Annotated in this window: 13 protein-coding genes; 1 reads left to right on the top strand and 12 read right to left on the bottom strand. The window is 44.3% G+C overall.

The features are described from left to right. Nucleotides 1-75 precede the first annotated feature (75 nt). The 4 genes from CHF41_RS03275 to truA are packed head-to-tail and all read right to left on the bottom strand — an operon-like array spanning nucleotide 76 to nucleotide 2,603. The gene (locus CHF41_RS03275; RefSeq protein ID WP_420852860.1) at nucleotides 76-627 is read right to left on the bottom strand and encodes a TIGR01440 family protein; all 552 of its coding nucleotides are present in this window, start codon (nucleotides 625-627) and stop codon (nucleotides 76-78) included. Nucleotides 628-642: 15 nt separating this feature from the next. Beyond that, complete coding sequence (locus CHF41_RS03270) at nucleotides 643-1,113, bottom strand: ECF transporter S component (RefSeq protein WP_119875971.1); 471 nt, start codon at nucleotides 1,111-1,113, stop codon at nucleotides 643-645. Then, nucleotides 1,103-1,864 (bottom strand): bifunctional hydroxymethylpyrimidine kinase/phosphomethylpyrimidine kinase, encoded by a 762-nt coding sequence (locus CHF41_RS03265; RefSeq protein ID WP_119875970.1) that lies wholly within the window; start codon nucleotides 1,862-1,864, stop codon nucleotides 1,103-1,105. The genes CHF41_RS03270 and CHF41_RS03265 overlap by 11 nt, the downstream gene beginning before the upstream one ends. Continuing rightward, the gene (gene truA / locus CHF41_RS03260) at nucleotides 1,854-2,603 is read right to left on the bottom strand and encodes a tRNA pseudouridine(38-40) synthase TruA (protein WP_119875969.1); all 750 of its coding nucleotides are present in this window, start codon (nucleotides 2,601-2,603) and stop codon (nucleotides 1,854-1,856) included. Before truA ends, CHF41_RS03265 begins: the two co-directional genes overlap by 11 nt. Before the next feature lie 215 nt (nucleotides 2,604-2,818). Between truA and CHF41_RS03255 the strand changes: the two genes are divergently transcribed. Next, nucleotides 2,819-3,271, top strand: coding sequence for a Fur family transcriptional regulator (locus CHF41_RS03255; RefSeq protein ID WP_119875968.1), 453 nt, complete (start codon nucleotides 2,819-2,821; stop codon nucleotides 3,269-3,271). 325 nt (nucleotides 3,272-3,596) lie between these two features. Here CHF41_RS03255 and CHF41_RS03250 read toward each other — a convergent pair whose 3' ends face one another. The 8 genes from CHF41_RS03250 to hrcA form a co-directional block, all read right to left on the bottom strand. Next, nucleotides 3,597-4,262: an amino acid ABC transporter permease gene (locus tag CHF41_RS03250; RefSeq protein WP_119875967.1), complete on the bottom strand. Its 666-nt coding sequence runs from the start codon at nucleotides 4,260-4,262 to the stop codon at nucleotides 3,597-3,599. An 80-nt stretch (nucleotides 4,263-4,342) separates the two neighbouring features. Next, nucleotides 4,343-5,221, bottom strand: a complete 879-nt coding sequence (locus CHF41_RS03245) for a transporter substrate-binding domain-containing protein (RefSeq protein ID WP_119875966.1) — start codon at nucleotides 5,219-5,221, stop codon at nucleotides 4,343-4,345. A gap of 124 nt (nucleotides 5,222-5,345) precedes the next feature. After that, complete coding sequence (locus tag CHF41_RS03240) at nucleotides 5,346-6,782, bottom strand: amidase (protein WP_119875965.1); 1,437 nt, start codon at nucleotides 6,780-6,782, stop codon at nucleotides 5,346-5,348. After that, nucleotides 6,739-6,936: a hypothetical protein gene (locus CHF41_RS10060; protein ID WP_162911913.1), complete on the bottom strand. Its 198-nt coding sequence runs from the start codon at nucleotides 6,934-6,936 to the stop codon at nucleotides 6,739-6,741. Before CHF41_RS10060 ends, CHF41_RS03240 begins: the two co-directional genes overlap by 44 nt. Continuing rightward, complete coding sequence (gene dnaJ / locus CHF41_RS03235) at nucleotides 6,926-8,056, bottom strand: molecular chaperone DnaJ (protein WP_119875964.1); 1,131 nt, start codon at nucleotides 8,054-8,056, stop codon at nucleotides 6,926-6,928. Before dnaJ ends, CHF41_RS10060 begins: the two co-directional genes overlap by 11 nt. A 654-nt stretch (nucleotides 8,057-8,710) precedes the next feature. Next, on the bottom strand, nucleotides 8,711-10,534 hold the full coding sequence (gene dnaK, locus CHF41_RS03230; RefSeq protein ID WP_119875963.1) for a molecular chaperone DnaK: 1,824 nt from the start codon (nucleotides 10,532-10,534) through the stop codon (nucleotides 8,711-8,713). Nucleotides 10,535-10,848: 314 nt separating this feature from the next. Continuing rightward, complete coding sequence (grpE, locus tag CHF41_RS03225) at nucleotides 10,849-11,361, bottom strand: nucleotide exchange factor GrpE (protein ID WP_119877124.1); 513 nt, start codon at nucleotides 11,359-11,361, stop codon at nucleotides 10,849-10,851. A gap of 726 nt (nucleotides 11,362-12,087) precedes the next feature. Then, the gene (gene hrcA, locus CHF41_RS03220) at nucleotides 12,088-13,122 is read right to left on the bottom strand and encodes a heat-inducible transcriptional repressor HrcA (RefSeq protein ID WP_119875962.1); all 1,035 of its coding nucleotides are present in this window, start codon (nucleotides 13,120-13,122) and stop codon (nucleotides 12,088-12,090) included. Nucleotides 13,123-13,220 lie beyond the last annotated feature (98 nt).

Below are 13,220 nucleotides of genomic sequence, written 5' to 3'. Positions count from 1 at the left end.
TCTACTATTCTCCAACTTTTTATGCCGATTCTTTTGTAAGAAGTTTCAAACCAAAGATACAGGAACAAACACGCTCTATCTCTTCCGAATCACATCTTCTTGATACAAGGCTCTTGCTCCGCCAATCAATTTTGGTCTGCTGGCAAGAGCTGTCACATGGGCTTCCCCAATCTGGCGCAAGGTCGGTCGCAAGGGAACTTGAACATGCTTGACGTGCATACCAATCGCAGTATCACCAATATCAAGACCTGCGTAGGCAGTGACAAACTCGACCTCGACAGGATCTGTCATATACTTAAAAGCCGCTAGCTGTCCAGAGCCACCTGCATGCAAGCTTGGAAGCACATTGACGATTTCTAACTCTCTGGCAAGGGCAAAGTCTCGCTCAACCACTAAGGCCCGATTCAAATGCTCACACCCCTGAACCGCTAGATAAATTCCTCGTTCAGACAAGACATCTAACATGGTCTTGACAATGACTTGACCGATTTCAAGACTGGAATTTTTACCAATATGACCTCCGATGACCTCGCTGGAAGAAAGACCTAAGACAAATAACTGTCCTTTCTGAATCTGGCTCCGTTCCAGCACTTCTTCTAAAATGGTGACCGTTTGCTCACGTATCATGTCCATATCCATTATCTACATCGCCACCTTTCTGCTACTCGTCATGGCTTTTGCAAGAACAGTTCCCAACACCATTCCCACCATATTTTGGATGATATTACCAACCAGACTATCTAAGGCACTTGCTAGATTATACATCATCAAGCTTGCCAGAAAATAGCCTCCCACCATAGCAAGACTGGCGAGAATCAAGCCGACAAAGCGGCTTTTTCCTGACCACCCAGCCGCATAGCCCTGTAAGCCATGAAAGAGCAGACTAAAGAAAGCCCACTGCGGGTAACCCAACAGCAAATCAATCAAGAGACCTGACAAGCCACCGACAATAGCACCTTCTTTTGACCCCAGATAAAAGGCGGTAAAAAAGACACCGGCATCTAGCAAGGTAATAAAGCCAGTCAAAGTCGGCACATGTAAGTAGCCTAAGACAACTGTTAGAGCTGTCAAAATCGACAGCAACACGATTTTTTGCGTTTGTTTAGCTTTCATATTGCACCACTCCATAATCATCCGACGCTTGAATCGCTCGAAGAACAAAGTCCTTGGAAACGCTCACTGCATCACGCATACTGACTCCCAAGGCTAGCTGACTCGCGATACTTGAGGCAAAGGTACAGCCTGCACCAGTATTGTTTTTCGCCACCACCTGTGATTCCAATACATAGTATTCCGCACCATCATAATAGACATCAATTGCCCGCCTTTGATCCAGGCGATTACCTCCCTTAATCACAACATGTGGAGCGCCCAGCTCATGTAAGGTCCTCGCAGCCTCTTTCATCTCTTCAACCGTTTGAATCTTTCTTTGGGTCAATAGCTCCGCTTCTGCCAGATTTGGGGTAACAACGGTCACGTAGGGAAAGAATGCCAGCAATTCCTTGCGCAAATCATTGACCTCCACATCATGCGTTTCTTTACAAACGAGAACGGGGTCAAGGACAATTGGAAGACCTTCATGCGACCGCACAAACTCAAGCGCTTGCTTGGCAATAGCAACATTAGGCAAGAGACCCAGTTTTATCGCCGCAAAATTTACACTCTGTAAGCTCAACAGTTGCTTTTCAAATACTGCATCCTCTACAGGAATGACCTCAAATCCAGCTTCTGTCATGGCTGTCAAACAGGTCACCGCCACAAATCCATGCAGACCATTGACGGTATAAGTGGTCAAATCCGCATGGAGACCACCACCGCTAAAAATATCATTGCCTGAGAGGGCTAGTATATACTTACTCTTCATATCGAATCTCCTTCAAATACAAACCATTTGGCGCAGCCGTGGGGCCCGCTAGCTGACGGTCTTTTTCTTGTAAAATCCGCTCCACTTGCTCAACTGGCATGCGATTGTTCCCAATTTTGAGCAAGGTGCCCACCATATTGCGCACCTGCTTGTAGAGAAAGCCATTTCCTGTAAAGGTGAAAATAAGCAAATGCCGCTTATGATCTAGCTCTACACGCGCTTCTGTAATGGTCCGCACCTTGTCTTCCACCGCTGTTCCTGAAGCTGTAAACCCCGTGAAATCATGAGTTCCAACCAAAACAGCAATCGCTGCTTCTATTTTCTCAAGTTCCAAATCATAGGGAAAATGAGTCGCATAGCGCCGCAACATCGGATTTTTCGGACGGCCAATATCAACCAAAAACTCATAGGTTTTCTGATGTTTGGCATAGCGACAATGAAAGTCATCTGCTACCTGCTCAATTGCTACTACATCAATATCTTCAGGACTTTGTGTATCAAGGGCAAAACGGAGCTTTTCCACGTCCCGACTACCAGACAAATCAAAATGAACGACCTGACCATAGGCATGGACACCGCTGTCTGTCCGCCCAGCTCCATGCACCACTACCTCTTTCCCGCTATTTAAGCGTTGCAAGGTCTTTTCCAATTCCTCCTGAACCGTTCGTGCTTGAGGTTGGCGCTGAAAACCTGAAAAATCGTACCCATCATAGGAAATAATTGCTTTATATCGTGTCATAGCTTGATTGTACCACAGCCCAAAAGAACATCGCAAGAGCTTTAGTTGTCTTCTGTACTAGCACAGAAGAAGTCGCCTGATTTTATTTTCAGATATGGTTCACTCACCTTCCCCGAACTCAAAAAATCAAGCAGCAATCGTGCTTCACACTTTTAGTCGCGCTTTTTGACCAAATGGTGTATAATGGAAAAAACGACTAGAAAGAGAGACGTGCCATGTCCCACCACGCACACCGTAACCACCAAGATGCCTATGTGCACGTCGTGAGTCATTTAAAAGAAAAAGGTATTCGGATGACGGAGACTAGAAAAGCTGTTATTCGCTACCTGATTGACAGCCCAGATCACCCAAGTGCGGAGATGATTTATAAAGATTTGCTTCCTGGCTATCCGAGCATGAGCCTAGCTACCGTCTACAATAATCTCAAGGTGCTGGTCGAAGAAGGGTTTGTGACCGAGTTAAAGCGCAACAATGACACAACCACCTACTATGACTTCATGGGTCACGACCACTTGAATATTATCTGCGAGCGCTGCGGGAGAATCACTGATCTAATTGCTGAAAACATGCCGAGCCTTGAAGACCAGGTACAAGCCCAAACAGGCTACCAGATTACCAAAGAACTCTTGACCATTTACGGTGTCTGCCCAGACTGCCAACAAGCATAAAAGCGAGGTAAACGAGACTTTTTAGTCTGTACAACCTCGCTTTTTTGCATTCGTTTTGATATAGTACGTGGTCATAAATCACAGATAGAACGAGAATTAGAGGGAATGGAATAGAGGTTCAGATATCGTTCAGTCGCTTTGCTTCAAGAGTCCAGTGGACTGTTGAAGGTTGGAAATAGGGATTATGGAGTAATCCTCAATTAACGTCCGTTCTATCTGCCGCTCCTTTCCTTGTCCTACTCCTTTCTCAATCCATTATAGCTGAGGATTGCCCATGAACCCATAAAAAATGAAGAGAGCAACATCTCTTCATTTTCTTGTGTAATTAGTAGGTCGCGAGTCGCTTTTCCAAATGCACTTGCCCCAGTGCATACAGGCTACAAATAACCCAGTAAATCAAGGCGACGCAGATATAGACTGTCATGTAATCGGATTTAGCACCGCCTACAATTTTGGCCTTGTTAAACAACTCTGGCACAGTAATCATAGCCGTTAGCGAGGTACTTTTGACCATATCAAGCAAGACATTGCTAAGGGGCGGTACAGCAATGCGAAAGGCCTGTGGAATGATAACCTTGCGATAAATGACCGGAGTTTTCAAACCGAGAGAGCGAGCCGCCTCCCATTGTCCATGATCAATCGCTGAAAGCGAGGAGCGGATAATCTCGGAGATATAGGCACTTGACATGAGAGTAAAGGCAATGATACTCGCACTAATCGCATCCAGTTCCAATCCCATAAAAGGAAGCCCAAAGTAGATAAAAAAGAGCAAGACCATGAGTGGAATGCCCCGCATCAAGGAGATGTGAAACATAGCAAGATAGCGCAGGAGGGCAAACCTTGACATGCGTAAGAGGGCGACAAAAAAGCCACACACCGTTCCCAAACCAAAACCAATCAGGGACAAGGATAGGGTATAGGGCAAACCCTCTAGTATTTTGGGAATCGCCTCTTTTGCCAGCCCTAGATTAAAAATCACCTGCCAATTCATTTTCTTCCTCCACTATCTAAAAGAGAGTGAAAGCATCAAGCACCTCCGCTTTGATACTCTTCACTCTCGTTTTTTCTACATTATTTCATATCAGCTGTATCGATAACCGGCAGGTTTTCCACGCCTTTTTCAGGCTCTGTCAGGTCTTGACCAGCGTAATATTTTTCAGAAATCGCTTTTAAAGTGCCGTCTTCTTTCATTGCTTTTAGAGCTTCATCCATCTTTTCTTTCAAGCTCGTATCTGCCTTACTCATCACAATTCCTTGCTCAGTCGGATTGTACTTGGCTGCTCCCATTTTCACCTTAATATCTGGAAATTGCTGCGTGATATACTTGATTGCAATCACCTGAGTGTAGTAATCGTTAGGAATAAAATCCGTCCGACCAGTTGATACATCGCGAAGATAGACGTCGTTGGTCACATTGTCATAGATAACTGGCTCTGCACCCAACTTCTCCGCAAGCTTCATGTACTGAGTTCCTGCACCACCACCAGCTTTCTTGCCCTTCCAATCGCTCAAATCAGCCGCCTCAATACCAGATGAGCCGTCCTCACGGACAATCATACCACCGATTGAATACTTGTACGGAATTGAAAAATTGTATTTCTCAAGACGCTCTTTTGTCGTGTCAAAGTTGTTGACCGCAATATCCACTTTTCCCGTATCGACTGCGGTAAAGGCTTCTGCAACACCGATTTCTTGATACTCTACCTTTAGACCCAAGCGTTTACTGATTTCATTGAGCATGTCAATTTCATACCCGACCAATTTGTCCGAATCATCGTGGTAGGATGTTGGGTAAAGCGTACCTGGAGTCGCCACTTTCAAGACACCTGTTTCCTTGATTCGCTCCCACTCTGTCTGGTTGCTAGAAGCATTTTTCCCTGCATTACCAGAACACGCCGCCAAGGCAAGTGAAGATACAAGCACGGCTGAAGCCAATAGTTTTTTCAACATAATCATCTCCTTTTATCGTTGTACTGACCTTCTGCCCAAGGTCATAAAACATACAAAGAAAGGGTATCACAAGAAGAGGCTTTTATCAATTATTTTAACCGAAAATCTAAAGTACTTTGCATACTTATTTTACTGTCCGTTCCAGTTCTTCCGCTAAAGCCAAAAGAATATCCTCACGACCCTTAGCAGCTGTCAGTTGAACACCAATCGGCAAGCCTTGATTCGTTTGATAAAGTGGCAAACTAATAGACGGTTGCCCTGTGAGATTGGCCTGAGCGGTAAAAGGGGTCCAAGCCAAGGCTTTCTCAAACATCTGCCAGATCAAGTTTTGCTGCTCCTCCATACCATAGTCATCCATATGCCGTAATGTTTCTGATAGAGCTTTATCCAAGGCAAATTGACCATGTTTGGGCGCTACACTTGCCACTGTAGGAGTGAGCAAGATATCATAGGTCTCATGAAAGGCAGCCATTTTTGCGCTGTACTGGTCCCAATCCTGCAAAATCTGACTGTAACGATAGGCAGGAATGGTCTGCCCACTGCGATAAATAGCCCATGTCATCAATTCCATATCTTCTATGGTCATCTTTCGACCCAGACTAGCTTCTATTCCCGCAAACATCTGTGCTGTCTCTACACTATTCATCACATAGTAAGAAGTTATCAACTCTTTTCCGTCTAGCGGGTACTCCCTCAACTCCGTTACCTGATACCCTAAGGCTTCTAAGACTGGTACAAGTTCTAATACAGCCGCCTGTGCGTCAGGCGATACCTGAGTTCCAATCGGTGATTGAACCGAAAAAGCAATCTTGAGCGCTCTTTTCTGAACAGCAAACAAGCTCTCCCAAGACAAGGTCTTTAAAGGAAAGGGTGCTTCGACCTGATAGGTCTGCAAATGATAGAGTAGCCGCTTGGTATCTCGGACAGATTTGGTAAGAGCAAAATGGACAGCTGCGCCCTGCCATCCTCGGTAGGAAGACGGTCCAACTGGTATCCGACCACGACTGGTCTTTAAGCCAATAAGCCCATTAAAACTAGCCGGAATACGAATGGAACCACCGCCGTCTGATGCTCCCGCCAAGGTCACCATACCAGACGATAGAGCAGCAGCCGATCCACCACTTGAGCCACCTGCATTGCGACTTACATCTAGCGGCAGATTAACAGGACCGTGTAAGCGACTATCTGAGATATTCTTAAAGCCAAATTCTGGCGTATTAGTCCGCCCTAAAACGATAAATCCCAAGTCCTCCATGCGCTTGGTATATGCATCACTCTTTGCCGCCCTGTAATCGGCAAAGAGTCGAGAACCCGAGGTAGATAATTCCCCTTCTTGCTCTTGCCCCAAATCTTTCAACAGAATCGGCACACCTGCAAAGGGTGTGTCTTCTATTTTAAGACTCTTCGCGCGTGCGAGCGCCTGTTCATACTGGGTACTCACGACTGCGTTCAAAGCCGGGTTGAGCGTTTCAATCCTATCAATAGTCGCTTTTACGCACTCCTCAGCTGATACCTCCTTATGTTTGATAGCCTCCGCTATCGCTGTCGCATCTTGATACACGGTCTTTCTCCTGACTATTCATTATCACTTGTTTTAGCCTACCACGAAAGACTAAAATCAGCAAGTCAGAGTTGCTGGACTTAGAAAAGGCATGTGCACAGACAATCAAAAAGAGCTTGAGACAGCCCCAAACTCTTCTTTTTTTATAAATCATCAAAGGCATCTTTGACTTTATCGAAAAATCCTTTTTTCTGCGGGTGAACAGCGATATTTCCTGCTGCTGCAAATTCTTTCAAGGCTGTTTTTTGCTTGTCATTGAGGTTAGTTGGAGTGACAACATTAATGGTCACATACTGATCACCGACTACACCACCACGTAGGCTTGGAGCTCCTTTTCCTTTTAGGCGGAACTTCTTACCAGTCTGCGTACCCTCAGGAATAACCAAATCCACATCGCCATGAACAGTCGGTACATGTACCGTATCTCCCAAAGCAGCTTGAACAAAATTGAGATTGAGCTTGTAATGAATGGTTGTGCCATCACGCTCAAACTTGTCTGAAGCCTGCACTTGAATCACTACAAAGAGATCTCCATAAGGACCACCATTAAATCCAGCTTCACCTTGACCTGAAAGCCGGATTTTTTGACCTGTCTCAACCCCAGCCGGCACTTTTACAGTAACTGTATGGGCTTGCTTTTCATGACCTGTACCGTGACAAGTATGACATGGATCTTTGATTTCTTTTCCACGGCCATGACAGACATCACAGGTTACTTGACGGCGCATCATCCCAAGAGGTGTCTGAGTATCAACATTGATTACCCCTGCGCCATGACAGCGACCACAGGTTACAGGACTGGTACCAGGCTTGGCACCAGAACCCGTACAGGTCCGACAAGTTGCTTCACGATTGTAGCTAACTTCTTTTTCAGCCCCAAAAATTGCTTCTTCAAACTTCAAATTGATACGGTATTGAAGATCGTCTCCCTGACGAGGTGCATTTGGATTACGACTTGCGCCACCGCCTCCAAAAAAGCTAGAGAAAATATCCTCAAAACCTCCAAAACCGGAGCCGTCAAAGCCACTAAAGCCACCGCCACCGAAACCACCTTGGGCACCAGCAGCCCCAAACTGGTCATAGCTAGCGCGTTTTTGGGCATCACTAAGCGTTTCATAAGCCTCTTGAATATCCTTATATTTCTGCTCCGCACCAGCCTCCTTGTTGATATCAGGGTGGTACTTCTTAGACATTTTCCGATAAGCCTTTTTGATTTCATCCTGAGACGCATCTTTTGACACCCCAAGACGATCGTAAAATTCTGTATTGTTCATTTAAGATACCAAGCCCGTAAACGGCAAAGTCAAAATAGCAAATGTGACGAAGACGCTTGCGTCTAGGAAACGTTTGTCTTTTTGACACAGACGTTAGGGCGGGTTCATTTCCTTTCTGTTAAGATACAAAGGGCGTTAAGCGGACAAAGCCAAAATAGAAGATCTGACAACGGACGTTTACGTCCTAGGAAAATCTACACCTAAAGGTAGCCATATCTGTAAGCCAGCTATGCTGGAACAGCTAAGTCTCTTTTTGGCACCGTCCGTAGCCCGGGTTCAATTCAGAACACTTGTATTTCTTTCTATAAAAATGTAGTTTGAGCAAAATGAAAATAAGAAATCGTCAGAAAATCCTGATTTGCAAGACGATTTATCTTTTTCACCAGGATTTTAGCCTATAGCAAGACTGTAAACACAAGCACCCTTTCCATTTCTTACTAGCAAAGCAGGAGCCAAGAAATCCTCCCTAGCTCCTTGCTATGTGTATCTCACGATACTTGTTTTCATTTCTTATACCTAGACCTGCTCTTTTCAAATCACATTAGCAGAATTGAGTTCCGACTAAAAGCTCGGGAAAAAGATAGATACTCCTAGGAGCATCGCTCCTGCGTCATATCTCCTATTTTCCTGTCGCTTTGTATACGTCCTCGTATCCTACTTTTCCGTAAACTCCCCATCAACAACATCATCGCCTGCTTGGCCTGGGTTGGTTGTTGCTTCTGCGCCCCCTGCTGCTTGTTGGGCAGCGACAGCTTGTTCGTACAGTTTAACAGCTAGGCCTTGAGCTTTTTCATTCAAGTTTTCCAATTTCGCCTTCATGTCGTCCAAGTTATTTGCTTCTTGAGCAGCTTTCAATTCGTCAAGAGCTGTTTGAGCCGCATCACGTTCTGCGTCAAAGCCTTTGCCTTCTGTTTCTTTGATTGTTTTTTCAGTCGCAAAGATTGCTTGGTCAACTTCATTACGAAGGTCAACTTCTTCTTTACGTTTTTTATCTGCTTCTGCGTTTGCTTCTGCATCTTTCATCATGCGGTCAATTTCTTCATCTGTCAAACCTGAATTTGATTGAATAACGATGGTTTGCTCTTTTTGAGTACCAAGGTCTTTAGCCTTAACAGATACAATACCGTTTTTGTCAATATCAAAGGTTACTTCGATTTGAGGAATACCACGAGGTGCAGCTGGAATATCTGTCAATTGGAAACGACCAAGTGTCTTATTGTCCGCTGCCATTGGACGCTCACCTTGAAGAACATGAATATCTACCGCTGGTTGATTGTCTGCTGCTGTTGAGAAGACTTGTGATTTAGAAGTTGGAATGGTTGTGTTACGGTCGATGAGTTTTGTAAAGACGCCACCCATTGTTTCAATACCAAGTGACAATGGTGTTACGTCAAGAAGGACAACATCTTTAACATCACCAGAGATAACCCCACCTTGGATTGCAGCACCCATAGCGACTACTTCGTCTGGGTTTACAGATTTGTTTGGCTCTTTACCAGTTTCAGCTTTCACTGCTTCTACAACCGCTGGAATACGAGTTGAACCACCGACAAGGATAACCTCGTCAATTTCTGAAATAGAAAGTCCTGCGTCAGACAAAGCACGGCGAACTGGCTCTTTTGTACGTTCTACAAGGTCACGTGTCAAGTCATCGAATTTCGCACGAGTAAGCGTCATTTCCAAGTGTAGAGGGCCTGCTTCTCCTGCAGTGATAAATGGCAAGCTGATTTGAGTTGATGTCACACCTGAAAGGTCTTTCTTAGCTTTTTCAGCCGCATCTTTCAAACGTTGCACAGCCATTTTATCTGCTGACAAGTCAATGCCGTTTTCTTTCTTGAACTCTGTAACCATGTGGTCGATGATTTTTTGGTCAAAGTCATCACCACCAAGTTTGTTGTCCCCAGCAGTCGCAAGAACATCAAAGACACCGTCACCTAACTCAAGGATTGAAACGTCAAATGTTCCTCCACCAAGGTCAAATACCAAGATTTTTTCTTCTTTGTCTGTCTTGTCAAGACCGTAAGCAAGAGCTGCTGCTGTTGGTTCGTTAACGATACGTTCTACTTCAAGACCTGCAATTTTACCAGCGTCTTTTGTTGCTTGACGTTGTGCATCGTTGAAGTAAGCTGGAACTGTAATAACTGCTTTGGTTACTTTTTCACCAAGATATTCTTCTGCATAACCTTTCAAGTATTGAAGAATCATCGCAGAAATTTCTTGTGGGGTGTATTCTTTTCCATTTGCGGCAACTTTTTCAGCAGTTCCCATTTTTGATTTGATGGAGATAATCGTATCTGGATTTGTTACAGCTTGGCGTTTTGCTGCATCACCAACGATAATTTCACCATTTTTGAATGATACAACGGATGGAGTTGTACGATTTCCTTCTGGGTTTGCAATGATTTTACTTTCTGTTCCTTCAAGAACAGCGACTGCAGAGTTTGTAGTTCCTAAGTCAATACCAATAATTTTAGACATAATATAAGATACCAAGAACGCCTAGAAAGCGACAAGAATTTTAGGAAATCAACGACGTGTGCTGGCACACGAGGCGATTTCTCTAAATTCCGAGCTTTCCGTTCGGGTTCCATTCCTTTCCTAATGTTTATTTTTTCTAATTTACTTTAGTTATCAATTTACAAATAGTTTACGGACATCTCGGTCCAGAATGATTCTATTTTTTTACTCAGCCATAACTAGCCTGTCATTTATTTTAGACCTAGGCAATGCGGCGCAAGCATAACTGAAGTTAGGCAAGTCGCATTAACGCAGGGATAGAGCAAATGAGAGAGCTAGTTATAAACGACTACCATAGCAGGGCGAAGTACCCTCTCATGCAGTTTATAGCCTTTTTGGAAGACTTGTGCAATCGTGTCAACTGGATGTTCGTCATCTGCTGGCATGGTTTGGATAGCCATGTGGACATTCGGATCGAATTCTCCGTCTGCTGCTACTTCTTCGATCCCCTCGTCTTTCAGTGCTTGAACCAGACTTTCTTGAACCATTTCAAGGCCTTTTTTCACGTCATCTGTCAGACCTTCTACCGCTAAAGCGCGCTCTAGGTTATCAAGCGACGGCAAGATTGCCTTAGCTAAATCCTGACTGCGATAGCGTTGTAATGTTTGACGTTCTTCACTGCTACGGCGTTGAATATTTTGCATTTCAGCTACGGCACGCAGATACTTGTTTTCAAACTCCTCTGCTCGCTCGTTCGCAAGTTCTAATTCTGATTTTTCTTGAGGTGTTTCTTCTGAAACAACTTCTTCTGTTCCTTCCATTTCCTCAAGCTGTTCTTCTTTCTTCATTTCTTCGGTCACACGAAACCTCCTTTATAACGTATTTAGAATGATACTCTACTTACCTTTAACGCAACTGAACTCGGGCTAAAAGCTCGGAAAAAAGAGACATAGCTGTTCTAGCTTTAGCTAGATCACAGATATGGCTACCTTTAGGCACAAACACTCCTAGAAGCCTCAACTTCTTCGTCGTATTTCCTATTTTTGCCGTAGCTGTTACGAGCTTGCTCGTTGTACAAATACGGATGCTCTTTGGGTACATGTCGATTTTTTCACGCCCTCGTATCTTAATAACTGAGCTCGAGCTAAGCCCTTTGTGAAAAAGATAAATCTTTCTAGAGTCCAAAGACTCTGCGACAGATTTCCTATTTTCACTTTGGGCTTTTTACGCTCTCACATCTTAATAAACTGAACTCGGGCTAAAATCTCGGAAAAAAGAGACATAGCTGTTCTAGCTTTAGCTAGATTACAGATATAGCTACCTTTAGGCACAAACACTCCTAGAAGCCTCAGCTTCTTCGTCGTATTTCCTATTTTTGCCGTAGCTGTTACGAGCTTGCTCGTTGTACAGATACGGATGCCCTTTGGGTACATGTCGATTTTTTCACGCCCTCGTATCTTAATAACTGAGCTCGAGCTAAGCCCTTTGTGAAAAAGATAAATCTTTCTAGAGTCCAAAGACTCTGCGACAGATTTCCTATTTTCACTTTGGGCTTTTTACGCTCTCACATCTTCTTAATGCACCTCGTAATGGTTGCTACTTAGATATCGATAGAAGTCGGTTAACTTCATCATGAGAACGCGGTTGACAAGGTTAATAAGACTCATCATGCGGTTGTAATCCACGTTGATTGGTCCGATAACGGACAAGAGACCAAATCCACGGTAGGGAATCAGAAACTTGGTCGTCACTACGGTTAGGCTAGAGAGCGATTGTTCTCGGCTATCAGCTACCTTGACGCTTTGCATTTCATCTTCTGCTAGGTTGCTTCGCATTTCAAGGGCTACCTTTTGCGGAAAATCAAAGAACTGATAGGCTCTGATATCTGCAAAGTCGAGCAAGCGAATCTTTCCAGCAGTCACGACATCCTCTGTAAAGAGATCTGAGAAGATGTGTTCAAATAGCTGAAGTACATTATCCGTCGTCACGAAATACCGCTGGATAATCTGCGGAATCTCGGTCCTGAGTTTGTAGTGGATATCCAGTACCGTTTTTCCCAACAGTCGTTCCAATACCAGATTTCTGACTTCCCTTAAATCTTCACGCAGAAAATTTTTAGGAATGGCAAACTGTCTGGTCAGCGTTTTTGACTCATCTAAGGTCATGACAGCCAAGGCCGCATGCTGACTAAGAACGACAATGTCAAAGGCTGTTAGCTTTTGCTGACTAGGCTCGACATCGAGCACAGCCACCGTACAAGCTGTCAAATCTGACAAGATGGTCGCTGCTGTCTGGAAAATATCGTCCAAGCGGAAAAATTCACGATCAAAACTTCTGACAACTTGATAGATATCTTCTTCAGCCAGACTATCAAAGGTCAAGGAATGCTCGACAAAGTATTTAAATCCCTCTACGCTAGGCATTCGACCACTCGAGGTGTGGGCTTTTTCAAGTAGCCCTTTTTTCTCGAGTGCCGCCATTTCATTTCGAATGGTTGCACTACTTGAGGCAATACTTTCTTGGAGAGCTTTTGATCCGACTGGCTCGTGTGTTTTTGTAAAGATTTCAACGATTAAATTTAGAATTTCATGTTGGCGCTCTGTTACCAAAACCTCACCTCCAATCAGGATTCTGCCGTTAGCACTCTAACCTTTCGAGTGCTAACCCATGATTCTATTATACTCCGATTTATCGGATTGTCAAGGTC

The organism is Streptococcus respiraculi (genome assembly GCF_003595525.1).
Taxonomy (GTDB): Bacteria; Bacillota; Bacilli; order Lactobacillales; family Streptococcaceae; genus Streptococcus; species Streptococcus respiraculi.
Note: the sequence above shows the minus strand (reverse complement) of the source record. Positions and strands in the feature narration are given on the sequence as shown.

Excerpts from the sequence above, each read along its gene's own strand:
- CHF41_RS03255 (WP_119875968.1), top strand. The coding sequence starts at position 2,819 with ATGTCCCACCACGCACACCGTAACCACCAAGATGCCTATGTGCACGTC.
- CHF41_RS10060 (WP_162911913.1), bottom strand. The coding sequence starts at position 6,936 with ATGATTTATAAAAAAAGAAGAGTTTGGGGCTGTCTCAAGCTCTTTTTG.
- grpE (WP_119877124.1), bottom strand. The coding sequence starts at position 11,361 with ATGAAGAAAGAAGAACAGCTTGAGGAAATGGAAGGAACAGAAGAAGTT.
- CHF41_RS03275 (WP_420852860.1), bottom strand. The coding sequence starts at position 627 with ATGATACGTGAGCAAACGGTCACCATTTTAGAAGAAGTGCTGGAACGG.
- CHF41_RS03250 (WP_119875967.1), bottom strand. The coding sequence starts at position 4,262 with ATGAATTGGCAGGTGATTTTTAATCTAGGGCTGGCAAAAGAGGCGATT.
- truA (WP_119875969.1), bottom strand. The coding sequence starts at position 2,603 with ATGACACGATATAAAGCAATTATTTCCTATGATGGGTACGATTTTTCA.
- dnaJ (WP_119875964.1), bottom strand. The coding sequence starts at position 8,056 with ATGAACAATACAGAATTTTACGATCGTCTTGGGGTGTCAAAAGATGCG.
- CHF41_RS03270 (WP_119875971.1), bottom strand. The coding sequence starts at position 1,113 with ATGAAAGCTAAACAAACGCAAAAAATCGTGTTGCTGTCGATTTTGACA.
- CHF41_RS03245 (WP_119875966.1), bottom strand. The coding sequence starts at position 5,221 with ATGTTGAAAAAACTATTGGCTTCAGCCGTGCTTGTATCTTCACTTGCC.
- CHF41_RS03265 (WP_119875970.1), bottom strand. The coding sequence starts at position 1,864 with ATGAAGAGTAAGTATATACTAGCCCTCTCAGGCAATGATATTTTTAGC.
- dnaK (WP_119875963.1), bottom strand. The coding sequence starts at position 10,534 with ATGTCTAAAATTATTGGTATTGACTTAGGAACTACAAACTCTGCAGTC.